General features: G+C 45.8%; 10 protein-coding genes and 2 tRNA genes. 5 read left to right on the forward strand and 7 right to left on the reverse strand.

Translation table 11 applies throughout. The features are described from left to right. Window positions 1-56 precede the first annotated feature (56 nt). Window positions 57-986: a helix-turn-helix domain-containing protein gene (locus tag U0033_RS31525; RefSeq protein WP_072363205.1), complete on the forward strand. Its 930-nt coding sequence runs from the start codon at window positions 57-59 to the stop codon at window positions 984-986. Window positions 987-1,062: 76 nt separating this feature from the next. Next, complete coding sequence (locus U0033_RS31530) at window positions 1,063-2,271, forward strand: MFS transporter (RefSeq protein ID WP_072363204.1); 1,209 nt, start codon at window positions 1,063-1,065, stop codon at window positions 2,269-2,271. 212 nt (window positions 2,272-2,483) lie between these two features. Here U0033_RS31530 and U0033_RS31535 read toward each other — a convergent pair. The 5 genes from U0033_RS31535 to U0033_RS31555 form a co-directional block, all read right to left on the reverse strand. Then, window positions 2,484-2,556, reverse strand: a tRNA-Gly gene (locus tag U0033_RS31535). A 120-nt stretch (window positions 2,557-2,676) separates the two neighbouring features. Beyond that, complete coding sequence (locus U0033_RS31540; protein WP_072363203.1) at window positions 2,677-3,063, reverse strand: hypothetical protein; 387 nt, start codon at window positions 3,061-3,063, stop codon at window positions 2,677-2,679. Between the two features lie 91 nt (window positions 3,064-3,154). Next, a complete protein-coding gene (locus U0033_RS31545; RefSeq protein ID WP_072363202.1) occupies window positions 3,155-3,658 on the reverse strand; it encodes a hypothetical protein in 504 nt (167 codons plus the stop codon). A 189-nt stretch (window positions 3,659-3,847) separates the two neighbouring features. Then, window positions 3,848-4,630 (reverse strand): (Fe-S)-binding protein, encoded by a 783-nt coding sequence (locus U0033_RS31550; RefSeq protein ID WP_072363201.1) that lies wholly within the window; start codon window positions 4,628-4,630, stop codon window positions 3,848-3,850. Between the two features lie 12 nt (window positions 4,631-4,642). Further along, window positions 4,643-5,926 carry a (Fe-S)-binding protein gene (locus tag U0033_RS31555; RefSeq protein ID WP_072363200.1) on the reverse strand — a complete coding sequence of 428 codons (1,284 nt, stop codon included), beginning with the start codon at window positions 5,924-5,926 and terminating at the stop codon, window positions 4,643-4,645. Between the two features lie 333 nt (window positions 5,927-6,259). Here U0033_RS31555 and U0033_RS31560 point away from each other — a divergent pair, with 333 nt between their 5' ends. Continuing rightward, a complete protein-coding gene (locus tag U0033_RS31560) occupies window positions 6,260-6,757 on the forward strand; it encodes a phosphoribosyltransferase family protein (protein ID WP_072363199.1) in 498 nt (165 codons plus the stop codon). A 133-nt stretch (window positions 6,758-6,890) separates the two neighbouring features. Here the strand turns inward: U0033_RS31560 and U0033_RS31565 are convergent, their stop codons facing one another. Next, entirely contained in the window at window positions 6,891-8,615 is a 1,725-nt protein-coding gene (locus tag U0033_RS31565; protein ID WP_072363198.1) for a phospho-sugar mutase, read from the reverse strand. A gap of 195 nt (window positions 8,616-8,810) precedes the next feature. Between U0033_RS31565 and U0033_RS31570 the strand changes: the two genes are divergently transcribed. Further along, complete coding sequence (locus U0033_RS31570; RefSeq protein ID WP_072363197.1) at window positions 8,811-9,467, forward strand: protein-L-isoaspartate(D-aspartate) O-methyltransferase; 657 nt, start codon at window positions 8,811-8,813, stop codon at window positions 9,465-9,467. A 53-nt stretch (window positions 9,468-9,520) separates the two neighbouring features. Here U0033_RS31570 and U0033_RS31575 read toward each other — a convergent pair whose 3' ends face one another. Continuing rightward, the gene (locus tag U0033_RS31575) at window positions 9,521-11,950 is read right to left on the reverse strand and encodes an outer membrane beta-barrel family protein (protein WP_177318653.1); all 2,430 of its coding nucleotides are present in this window, start codon (window positions 11,948-11,950) and stop codon (window positions 9,521-9,523) included. Between the two features lie 178 nt (window positions 11,951-12,128). On the opposite strand from U0033_RS31575, the gene U0033_RS31580 reads away from it, so the two are divergent. Further along, window positions 12,129-12,202, forward strand: a tRNA-His gene (locus tag U0033_RS31580). Window positions 12,203-12,421: the final 219 nt, after the last annotated feature.

Genomic DNA, 12,421 nt, shown 5'->3' on the forward strand with positions numbered 1-12,421 from the left:
ACTAAAAGCAGGCCAGTGAGCGAAGCTCATTGGCCGCTTTTTTTTACCTTTGCATCATGAGCGAGCAACTGGAGACATTGACTGATTTTTACCGGGAACGGTCTTACATACAATTTCCTTTCAGTACTACAGATGTTGGAAAAGGAAAATCTCATTTCAATGTCAACGCACGTAAGTACTGCAATTTCAAAACGCCCTATAACAGGAGGGACTTTTACAAGATCACCCTCATCCTTGGTGTGGGCGAGATCAATTATAATGGTCATACCACCCTGGTAGACCGCCCTGCGCTCCTCATACCCTGCCCCTCAGTTCCCTACTCCTGGAACAGCATTTCAGCAGAACAGGATGGCTACTACTGCCTCTTTAACCAGGAATTCTTCAACGAACATTACCAGTTCGACATCTTCAAACGCTCTCCATTATTTAAGGCCTGGAGTGAACCGGTCATCTTCCTGGACGATAAACTGCTGGCATTAGTGAAGATCTATTTTGAGCAGATGCTGGAAATGGCCCATGGTGATTACACCTTTAAATATGAGGCCATCCGGAACCTCCTCTGCCTGCTGATGCATGCCCTGCTGGTAGATAAGCCGGCAGCCAGCCTCTCATCCGGCGAGGTATCCGCTTCCTCCCGTCTGCTCAGGAGTTTCGATGAGCTGTTGCACCAGCAATTCCCACTGGATTCTCCAGAAAATCCATTGACCATGCGCTCTGCGGCAGACTTTGCCAAAGCCCTTAATGTGCATGTGAATCATTTGAATTATGTAATCAAGAGCATTACGGGCAATACTACTACAGCCATTATTAAGAACCGGATACTGGAAGAAGCCAAGACATTATTGTTGAATACGCAATGGGATATCTCAGAAGTAGGCTACTGTCTTGGGTTTGAAGAACCGGCTCATTTTAATAACTTTTTCAAGAAATCTACGGGAACCACGCCTTTACATTACAGGCAGACCACCAGGATCGCGCTTATTTGATTTTTGTAATTATTGCTTTGATTCTTCCAACGGCAGATCTTCCCGGCTGTTATAATTTTGTTGTCAAATTTAGGATATGTTACAAAGCGCATCGGTAGCCAGAAAAAGGTTTGCGACCATATTAGCATTCATTTGCATCCCCTTGTCGGGATTTATTACAGACATTTATTTGCCTTCATTTCCAGCCATGGCAAAGGACCTGGGGGTATCAGCAGATAAGATCCAGTTGACCCTCACCTGTTTTTTCATGAGTTATGGTGTTTCACAGATGTTCGTGGGTAGCCTGCTGGATAGCCTGGGCAGGTACAGGCCATCCCTGATCTCATTAGGGGTGTTAGTCCTGTCTTCATTTTTAATCGGGATTACCCATAGCGTGGCCCTGATCTGCTTTTTGCGGGTGGTACAGGGTACTGCAACCGCATTTGTAATCGTGGGCAAGCGTGCATTTTTCGTAGACTTATATGAAGGGGATGAGCGCAAACACTACCTCAGTTATCTCACCATCACCTGGTCTTTAGGGCCTATCGTAGCGCCTTTCTTAGGCGGTTTCTTACAGCAGTACCTGAACTGGCAGGCTAACTTTTACTTCCTGGCCATCTATGCGTTGATCATGTTTATACTGGAACTGGCTTTCAGTGGAGAGACCCTGGTGCATAAAAAGCCATTGGAACTGAAATTGATCCGGGATAACTATGCGCATATGCTTAGCAACAGCACTTTCCTGCTAGGTATCGTCATCTTAGGATTGAGTTACTCCGTAGTAATGGTATTCAACATTGCAGGACCATTTGTGATCGAAAAGAGTTTTCATTATAATTCAGTCGTGATCGGGTATTGCACTTTGATCTTAGGTTTTTCCTGGATGATAGGCGGGATTATGAGTAAGCGCCTGATCAATGTAGACTTCAACAGGAAGCTTGTCATAGCAGGGTTTACACAGCTGACCCTCACCGGGATGTTGCTGCTAACAGGCGCTGTGATGCATGAGTTATGGTGGTTCGTACTATTTGCATTTTTTATCCATATCTGTTCCGGTTTCCTCTTTACCAATCTCTTTACACATAGCCTGGTTGTATTCCCGCAGCATGCGGGTTTAGCAAGTGGATTGATGGGCGGAATGGTGTACATCGTCACTTCCTTCTCCAGTTATGTATTGTCAACTACAGGCAGGATGACTACGGCCCCGGATATGTCACTGCGATATGTAGTGATGTCAGCAATCCTGACAGGAGCGGTAATAGCAGTCGTTAGAATGCGTGCAGCAAAGACTGCCGCAATCGCCTGAACCCTGGTTGAATAGTTATTTACCCGCCATGTGATGGCCTGTAAGCCAAACGCCAGATACCTGCAGTATGATAAATTTAAGGACAATTTTTTATCGCTTCGGTGAAGCGTTTGCGGAAGAGGGGAAGCAGTAGTATGATCAAACAATCAGTTCAAAATAAACCTGTAATGTTTATCCATTTTGCATGGCGCAAAATGGATAAATATATGTTGAGCGGGAAACGGGACTCGGACCCGCGACCTCGGGTTTGGGAAACCAGCGCTCTACCAACTGAGCTATTCCCGCATACATTGACAGGGCGTTCAAATATAAGATATTTTATAATTCAGGAACAAAATATACCCCTATGTTTTTTATCAGGTGATCATACCCGAAAGGCATGAGCGTTTATCCAGGAGCTTTACCTCAGGCTCCTGGTTCAATTCCCTGCTTTTCTAAAAGCGACTCTATCTTCTTTACAATTTCCTCCCTGTGTAAATAAAAGGTCTTGGGAAAATCCATGCATAGCTCATCATCCCATTTCTGATGCTCCTTAAAGAAATCTCTCAATGCAATGAGATTCTCTTTATTCCTTGCATAGAACATCCTGTCTGCAACAGGAAACTGGTAATAAAAATCAGCATTCACCACAGTGAGTTTGGGGTGACTATATCCGCAGTGAATACAGCTTGCTTTGCCCGTGATCTTTTTGGGTCTGAACATGTAGCCGGTAATCTCACAGTCGGCAGCTAAGAGTGCTTTACGGGAACAGGCAGGGCAGATGATATCTACATCTATTGCAATAACATTCATAACAATAAAATGGGCAGCTGGTGAGGCTGCCCGTTTTTGAATTCATTACTGTGCAAAGCAATGTTGATTGACCCTGCAGTAGCAACTTAGTTTACTGTGCGATAGCAAATTTCTTTGCCAGCCAGCTATTCTTTAACGGCAACAGCCAGTTTTCTTCTAATTCCTTTAAGGTCAGCACGGTGTTGTTCAGGTAAATAGTATTTTCGTCTATATACCCTTTTTCCAGTGCATATGGGATCTGGATCATCGGCAGCAACTGCAGCTTCTCTTTCAGTACAAAGCCCAGTGAGAGGCGGTCGAAAAGATTCACGGAGTACTGGCGTTCGATGCTCTTGATCACTCTCACGGAACTATCAGTACTGCATCCGCTTACGTGGGTATCTGTCTCATCTGCAATAACCACGATCACCTGTTCGAACAGCAGTTTAGCCCAGCCTTTCACAGGGGCACCATGTGCCTGCCAGTGAGCGGTGAATTGATCCAGTTGTTCTGCAATCTCAGCCTGCTCTTTTTCAGAAAAAGGACGATTGCTTTGATATATCCAAACCCGCGAGGCAGGGTTAAAGTCAGTCGGTAGTATTTGTCGAATATCCATATCGCAAAATTACGAAATTCCTGATTTCATAAACTGACCAATATCATTTGGTCTTATTGTCGTTCGGAACGGGTACTAATTTTAATTTTCAATAAGCCCAATGCCGGGCCTGGTTAAATCTAAAAACTGCAGCCTGGAGTATTTTAATTCTAAAAAAGAACTAACTGACCTGTTGGCAATTGGGTGAAGCTAGCCTTCCAGGTCCATGGCTATCAGCTCTGCAATATCCAGCACTTTCACACTGTCTTCTTTGCCCTGCTCCTTCACTCCATCCGTGAGCATCGTCATACAAAACGGGCAGTTCGAAGCAATCACCGTTGCCCCTGTCTCCACGGCCTCCCGGCCCCGCTCAAAGTTGATCCTTGTAGTACCTTTCTCCTCCTCCTTGAACATCTGGGCACCACCAGCCCCGCAGCACAAACCGTTGCTCTTACACCGTTTCATTTCTATCAGCGTTGCATCCAGCACTTCCAGCACCTTCCGCGGCGCCTCATAGATGTCATTCCCCCTACCCAGGTAGCAGGAATCATGGTAAGTAATCTTCCGGCCCTTAAATGCGCCGCCTTCCTTTACCCGGATCTTTCCCTCATCTATCAGCTGCTGTAAATAGGTGGCATGATGCAATACCTCGTAATTTCCCCCTAATTCCGGGTACTCATTTTTTAAAGTATTGAAGCAATGCGGGCAGGTGGTCACGATCTTCTTCACTGCGTAATTATTCAGCACCATGATATTATTCTGTGCCATCATCTGGAATATAAATTCATTCCCCGCTCTCCTGGCCGGATCTCCTGTACAGCTTTCCTCTTTTCCCAGTATTGCAAACCTGATCCCTATCTTTGTCAATATCGTTGCAAATGCTTTAGTAATCTTTTGCGCCCTTTGATCAAAACTACCTGCACAGCCCACCCAGAAAAGTATTTCCGGTGATTCTCCACTGGCGAAATATTCTGCCATCGTTTTTATTTGCATGGAATTTTCAGTTTATGCATTCATTTCAGTTGCCCACTTATCCCTGTCATCAGGGCTAAACTTCCAGGGGGCCATGTTATTTTCTATATTACTAAACATCATGTTCCACTCCTGGGGTGCACTGGATTCTTCCATCACCAGGTGCCGGCGGAGTTGTAAGATGATATGCAGTGGGTTTATACTTACCGGGCATTCCTGTACGCAGGCATTACAGCTGGTACAAGCCCGCAGTTCTTCTTCCGAAATATAGTCGCGCAGCAGGGTCTTACCAGCAGTATTTCCCAGTTTCCCTATTTCTTCCGCACGGTCACGGGTATCCATCATGATCTTGCGGGGAGAAAGTTTTTTGCCTGTAAGGTTGGCCGGGCAGGCGGCTGTGCAGCGACCACATTCCGTACAACTATAGGCATCCAGGATATTCTTCCAGGTAAGATCGGGTACATCTTTCGCCCCAAACTTTGGCATCTCTGCAGACGCGGGTTCCGTAGCCGCCAGCTCCGGTTGCAGCATCAGGCTCACTTCTTTTTGCACGGCAGGCATATTCTCCATCTTCCCCCTTGGCCGGAGATCACTGAAGTAAGCATTCGGAAATGCCAGGATAATATGCAGGTGCTTTGAATACGGCAGGTAATTCAGGAAAGCCAGGATGCCCAGGATATGCAACCACCAGCAGCCACGTTCAATGGCTTCCAGGGTAAGGGGAGAGAGCCCCTCAAAAGCAGGTCTGAATGCCCCGGATATCCAGAATGGCCCTACGTTGGGATGAAGGGCCTGATCGGCAGTATTCATGGTCAGGAACAGCAGCATCAGCACGATTTCCGTAACCAGGATATAATTGGCATCTGACTTCGGCCAGCCATCCAGTTCATGCATGGCCAGTCTGCGTACATGAATAATATTACGCCTGACCAGGAAAACAACACATCCACTGATGACCAGTACTGCCAGTGCCTCAAAGCTCCCCACCAATACGGGGTATAATGCGCCTGAGAAGGGCATAAAGAGGCGGTGGGTACCCAGTATCCCATCCAGGATAATTTCGAGTACCTCCATATTGATAATCAGGAAACCGGCATACACGAAGATGTGTAATACGGCCACCAAAGGCTTGCGGAACATTTTTTTCTGCCCAAAGGCGAGGAGAAGTACATTTTTCCAACGTAGATCGGGGTGATCATTCAACGATATATCTCTTCCAAGCAAAATATTAAGCCTGATCTGCCTGGCTTTGCGGTAAAAGAGGAACACAGCAATGGCGAAGGCAAATACAAACAGGATTTCCTGAATTATATGCATACATCAGATTTGACAGTTGCAATGTAAGGAAAAAGGTATAAAGAACTATCAAAGCTCCCTGATGATACCTGTGAAGATCCGGTCCTTTATTAACACTATAATGATACTAAAATATCACGAGAAGGTCACTTCAATATCTCCTGGATATAGAGGTGACCTTCTCGTGTACTTATAGTGAACTTGTAATGTAACAGATGAAGCGAATCTTCACAGGTATCTTAAAGGCATTCACCCGGTCTTACCCGGAGATGACCAATACATTGCCCCGAATCTATCCCGGCATTTCACCATAGCTAAAAAATCCCTACTTTTATCCCTTCAATTTATTTTGACATGGAATCAAAGAATGTAATCCTCACCCAGGATGTGATCGATAAAAAAATCAAACGTATTGCTTACGAGATCTATGAGCATAACAGTGAAGAGCCGGAAATTATCCTGGCAGGGATCTGGGATAGGGGAACAATTCTCGCTGAAAAAATAGCGGCTATCCTGAAGGAGATTTCTCCCATTAAGATTAAAATGATCGAATTGAAACTGGATAAGCAGCATCCCGATGCTGTTCAAATCTCAGAAGCACTGGATTTCAACGGAAAAGTAATTATAATGGTAGATGATGTGGCTAATTCAGGCAGAACGATGCTATATGCCCTGAAGCCTTTGCTGGAGTTTTTACCTAAGAAGATTCAAACGGCGGTACTGGTGGATCGTAAGCATAAGTCTTTCCCGCTGTCAGTGGATTTTGTGGGTTATTCCTTATCTACCACTTTGCAGGAGATGGTGATGGTAGATGTAGTGGGAGAGGAGATCTATTCTGCGTATTTACAATAAGTACAAATAGTATAAATAAAGAGGTTGTTTCAAAAGTAATTTGAAGGCGGTGAGGTTCTAATTAATAAAAACGCTCTCCTTCAGATTTCCGGATTGAACCCGGAAATTACTTTTGGAACAACCTCTTGTGGTTTTATTTCAGTTTCATATCCTGGATGATCTGCTGGATCTTGGCATCCAGTGCTTTCGTAGCCGCATCAAATCCTGCTGCGTTTTCCAGTTTCTGGTTCACGCTGAAGTAGAATTTGATCTTAGGTTCGGTACCGGATGGACGTGCGGAGATCTTGCTGCCATCTTCCAGTACAAACTGCAGTACGTTTGACTTAGGCAGGGTGATAGGTTTCACCTCACCGGTCTTCAGGTTTTTCACCTGTTGTAACTGGTAGTCGTAAGTAGTCACTACTGGCACACCAGCGATAGTAGCAGGTGGGTTTTCGCGGTAGCCCTTCATCATATCAGCAATTTCGTCCGCACCTTTCATTCCTTTCTTGGTGATAGAGATCAGGCTCTCCTTATAATATCCATATTTTATATAGATGTCGATCAGTTGCTGGTAGAGGGTACGACCCTGGCCTGCAGCCACAGCGGCCATTTCACAAATGAGTGCTACGGAAGCAATGGCATCCTTATCACGTACATTGTCGCCGATCATATAGCCATAAGACTCTTCACCACCACAAATGAAATGCTCTTTGCCTTCTTTGGCACGGATCAGTTCAGCGATCCATTTGAAACCAGTAAGTACATTATAGCAGTTTACATTGTTTTTAGCAGCAAATACGTCGATCAGGTCGGAGGTCACCACTGTTTTACATACGTAATCAGTTGCACCTGCCAGTCCTTTTGCACGACGGCCTTCTATAATATAATTGAAGAGCAGTACGGCTGTCTGGTTACCATTCAAGAGGATCCATTCTCCTTTCAGGTCTTTTACAGCAATACCTACACGGTCAGAATCAGGGTCAGTACCCAGCAGGATGGCTGCATCCAGTTCTTTCGCTTTCTTCAGGCCAATGCTCATGGCTTCGGATTCTTCCGGGTTAGGATACACCACGGTAGGGAAGTTACCGTTCGGGGTAGCCTGTTCTTCTACCACATGTACATTGGTAAAGCCAAAGCGTTTCAGTGTTTCAGGCACCAGGGTAATACCGGTACCATGAATAGGCGTATATACGATTTTGAGATCTTTCTGTGCGGCAATTGCTTCAGGCTGAATGCTCAGGCCTTTCAGCATCTGCAGGTAAGCTTCGTCAATTTCAGTGCCGATGGGGTGGATGTTCGCTTCGCCGCCGGACCATTTCACTTCATCTACGGAGTTGATCTTCTCTACTTCGCGGATTACGTTCTTGTCGTGAGGAGGAATCAGCTGAGCGCCATCGTTCCAGTAAGCTTTATAGCCGTTATATTCTTTAGGATTATGCGATGCTGTAAGTACGATACCACCTTTACATTTGAGATGACGGATGGTGAACGATAGCTCCGGAGTAGGGCGGAGGCTTTCGAAGAGGTATACTTTGATACCATTTGCAGCCATAACGTTGGCAGCCACTTCGGCAAAGAAACGGCTGTTATTGCGACTATCATGTGCAATCGCGATACTGATTTCATCCGTGAAAGCCTGTTTCAGGTAGTTGGCAAAACCCTGGGTAGCCATACCTACCGTGTACCTGTTCATACGGTTAGTACCTACACCCATGATACCGCGGAGACCGCCCGTACCAAATTCCAGGTTACGGTAGAAGGCATCAGCCAGTTCATCGGGGTTTTCCTGCTGCAATTTTTTGATGGCGGATACCGTCTCCGCATCAAACTGGCCGTTCAGCCATTGTGATACCTTACTTTCAATTACATTATCCATAAAAATATTGGGTTTGTCTGAAAATTGTGTCAGAAACAAGATTGTAAAATAAAGGATAAATCCTGAATTATGGGCCTACAATTTGGCCCCGGAGAGAGGGATTTGCAATTATTGCACCATATTCAACTGATATGGGGATAAATAGAAATTCCCATACATGGCTGAAAATTGGGGGTATTAATTACTTTTGCGGGTATGAGGCGGTATGAAGATTCCTATAAACAAAAAGGATTACGCAAGCAACTGGTGGATAGTATCCTGCAAAAAGGCATAACTGATCAAAGTGTTTTAGCGGCTATCAACAATATTCCCCGGCATTATTTCCTGGATACAGCATTCGAAAGCATTGCTTATGAGGATAGGGCATTCCCCATCGGGGAGGGGCAGACTATATCCCAGCCTTACACGGTTGCTTACCAGACACAATTGCTGGAAATCAAGCCATTCGAGAAGGTGCTGGAAATAGGTACCGGTAGTGCCTACCAGGCTTGTGTACTGGCAGAGCTGAAAGCGATGGTGTTCACCATTGAGCGCCAGAAACGCCTGTTTGACCTGGTGAAATTGTTTCCTTTTAAAGCAAAGTATCCGAATCTCCGCTTCTTTTATGGGGATGGGTATGAGGGGCTTCCTACTTATGCGCCTTTTGATAAGGTGCTGGTAACGGCAGCGGCGCCTATGATCCCGGAAAAGCTCCTGCAGCAGATGAAGGTGGGTGGTAAGATGGTGATCCCTGTCGGTGGGCAGGAGGTGCAGCGGATGCTGCGGATTACCAAGGTGAGTGAGGGCGATTTTGAGCAGGAGATGTTTGATAATTTCTCCTTTGTGCCGATGCTGGCAGGGAAAAAAGCGTGATAAGGAGGTAGAACCAGGCCTTTTGTGATGCTTTTAAACTATCCTATGTGGGTCTATAACCTGCCGTTCTGTGGCTTTTTATCCTCAATTTCCGGCGTTTCTTCCTGGTCTTCCTGTTTCTTCTTTCTTTTGAACAAGTTAGGATCCATCTTTCCAAAACGGTAACGGATATTCAACCTGATAAAACGGGTCATCCTTTTACGGCTGTAGTCCTGGATAAAGGCTTCGGTTTCGTAATGGGAACTGTATTGTTGTGTATTCAGGATATCTGAGATATTGAGGGAGATGGCCAATGCATTGTTTTTCAGCATTTCTTTCCGCACGCCCATGTCAATGCCATTCATGGCCTTGAAGGTACCCTGTGGCTGTACGCGGGGAGAGCGGTAATGAGCGTTCAGCTGGATATTAAAACGGCCGGGCAGGCGGCAATTGGAGTTCACATTGATGCCCCAGGAGAAATATTCATTGCTGATGGTGGCACCTGTCAGTTTACTATATTCCAGGTTTAAGTTACTCGATACATTCCAGCCCTTGAGAATGTGGAGGTTGTATGTAAAGTTCGCGCCCCAGTCTTTGTCAGTCGCCAGGTTCATGGGTTTGGTTGTGGTAATGCCGGTGGTGGTATCCAGTACGCTGATGCGGTCAATATCGTCATTGGCCTGGGAGTAGTACACGCCTGTGTTCAGGAAATCTTTGGAACCCGGGTAATACCTGGAGTAGTTCGTTTCGAATTTATGTGTGAGCGAAGGGCGTAAAGCCGGGTTGCCGACACGGATATTTTGCGGGTCTGAGTTGTTCACGTAGGGGAGGAGCTGGTCGAAATTAGGCCGGTCTATCCTGGTAGAATAGTTGAAAATCAGGCTTTGATCCTGGTTATGCGGCAGGTTGTATTTCAGGAACAGGCTCGGAAATACGTTGAAGAATTTATTATCGACAGAAGTATCCTTTGTGTAGGAGTAGCCATTGAGATAAGCTTGTTCTACCCGGGTGCCGACCATATACCCCAGGTTACCAATGGCATTCGATACATTGACGTAGGCGCCGTAGATGTCTTCCCTGTAGTAATAGGTATTGGAGAGCAGGCCACTGGTTTCGTATTGCATGGAATCCCAGTCATACACCTGCGCGTTATAATCATTATTGTTGTTGCGTAAAGTGATCTTAGCCCCGGTTTCGAATTTCCCTTTTTTGCCGAAAGGCGTGGAGTAATCTGTCTGGATGTTCCAGAATTTGTTCCGGGAGCGGCCTGTATTGGCTTGCTGATCAGGATGGGAGGCGGTATTGTAATTGGTAAAATAGTTACTGTGACTGTTGCCTTTGTTATTGCTAAAGCTTACATAGGCGGTCCATTCTTCATTCTGGCGACTGGTAGTGTGCCTGAAATTGAAGCTGGTATTATTATTTGGATTGTTATTGCCGCTGGTATTATGGCGTTCTCCTGATTTAAGCGGGTTTTTGGTCTGGCCGAGGTAATCCAGTAAAATATTGTCTTCGCTATTGCCCTGGCTGCTGCTAAAGCCTTCGGAGAGGGTGAAGGTATTGTAGTCATCGAGGTAATAGTCAAGGCCAATACGGCCACCATTCTGGTGACTGGTGTTTTTATTATGACTATCCTGTGAAAAGAACCAGGTGCCGGCGGTATCGGCTGTCAGGTTTTGGCGGTAGCTGTAACCTGAGCCGGTGGCAGATTCGTAGCGGCCATTGTAGTTGCCAAAGAAATTGAATTTCTTCAGTCTCAAGCTGGCATTGGCTGTTCCATTCACCTGGCCCCTGGTGGCGAGGCCGGCATTGAACATCACATTGTAGCCGATGGCTTTATCTTTTTTCAGGATGATGTTGATGATTCCTCCGCCGCCATTGGCTTCGAATTTAGCGGAGGGGTTGTTGATCACTTCTACCCTGTCAATTGTTTCTGCGGGGAGCATTTGCAGGGCGGTCTTTGCATCTCCGAAAGGGGAGGGTTTGCCGTCTACATAAATGGTCACGCTTTTGCCACGGAGGGTAACGTTGTCGTCTATATCAACATCTACGCTGGGAATATTTTTTAGTATATCAGTACCCGTGCCTCCTTCGGCAGTTACGAAAGCGCCGGCATCAAAAACCTGGCGGTCTATCTGCATGGAGAAGGCGGGTTTTTGGGATTTGATTTCGACGGTAGCGAGGACTTTGCCTGTGGGGGTAAGTTTGAGGGTGCCTATGGGTTTAAGATTGGTAATGTGTTTATAAAGATTATCGTAACCCATGAAGGAGATACGGAGGATGTAGTTGCCGGGATGGATGGTGGGGAATGAAAAGGAGCCATCGGGTTTGGTGTACATACCGGTGAGTACGGAGGAATCGTTTTCCTGTAGGATGACTACGGAGGCGTATTCCACGGGTTTGCCGGTGCTGGCGTCTACGGCTTTGCCTGTGAGGCTGTTGGTTGATTGGGCTTGTACAGAAATATAACAGGTGGCCAGGACCGCTGTTATGAGTATTAACACGGAATTCCGCATGATAGCATAGAAAGTTGAGACCGCAACAAATATATTGGGAGTGGAGGGGAATAGGGGGTGGAATGTGATGAAAGGTAGGGAATCGGGGTGTGAGGGAGAAAAAAGTTGTTAAAAAATTTGGAAGATGAAAATTGTTTTCCTTATCTTTGCAATCCCAATTCAAACGGTGGTTGTAGCTCAGTTGGTTAGAGCACCAGATTGTGGTTCTGGGGGTCGTGGGTTCGAACCCCATCATCCACCCTAACGGGAATATCCCTTGAAAGGGCTTCTGTATACAGAAGCCCTTTTTGTTTTATTTTCAATGTGTTATGAACAACGGATCAAGTTGAACAACCCACATCATTTTTTTTATTAATAATGATCACTATTTTTGTTCCATTGTTTATCAATTAACCTGGTATGTAAAATTTCATATACCCGACAAACAGGAACACATAATTTCTCTAACCCGTTATCATC

Origin of the sequence: Chitinophaga sancti (assembly GCF_034424315.1) — a bacterium.
GTDB lineage: Bacteria > Bacteroidota > Bacteroidia > Chitinophagales > Chitinophagaceae > Chitinophaga > Chitinophaga sancti.